The 424-nt window shown below is 42.2% G+C and carries 2 tRNA genes; both read right to left on the reverse strand.

Annotated features, from left to right (window positions below):
• Positions 1–111: 111 nt before the first annotated feature.
• Positions 112–187: transfer RNA gene (locus CWC14_RS18215), tRNA-Ala, on the reverse strand.
• A gap of 111 nt (positions 188–298) precedes the next feature.
• Positions 299–375, reverse strand: a tRNA-Ile gene (locus CWC14_RS18220).
• Between the last annotated feature and the right edge of the window lie 49 nt (positions 376–424).

The following is a 424-nucleotide window of genomic DNA, read 5'->3' on the forward strand; positions in this document are numbered from 1 at the left end:
TTTCCAAATTTTTAAAGAGCAGAGAATCAAAAACTTCTCAAAATTAAACACACTCTATTCTCAGGTGATTGTGCTACCCGATAAAAGAATATTTATTTTTAAGAAGTAAAGTGGTGGAGCTAAGCAGGATCGAACTGCTGACCTCCTGCGTGCAAGGCAGGCGCTCTCCCAGCTGAGCTATAGCCCCACATATGCTGGTCTTACTGTTTGTATACCGACTTCTTTTTAAGACGAGGCGTAAGTTGAGGCCGTTTAGTTCACTAAACAACGAAGCTTACAACGCAGTATTAAGAAGAAGTGGTGGGTCTGAGTAGATTTGAACTACCGACCTCACCCTTATCAGGGGTGCGCTCTAACCAGCTGAGCTACAGACCCAAACAATAAGTGTTGTTCTCTTTACAATTAACAATCATCTGTGTGGACA

The organism is Pseudoalteromonas sp. S3260 (assembly GCF_005886925.1).
Lineage (GTDB): Bacteria > Pseudomonadota > Gammaproteobacteria > Enterobacterales > Alteromonadaceae > Pseudoalteromonas > Pseudoalteromonas tetraodonis.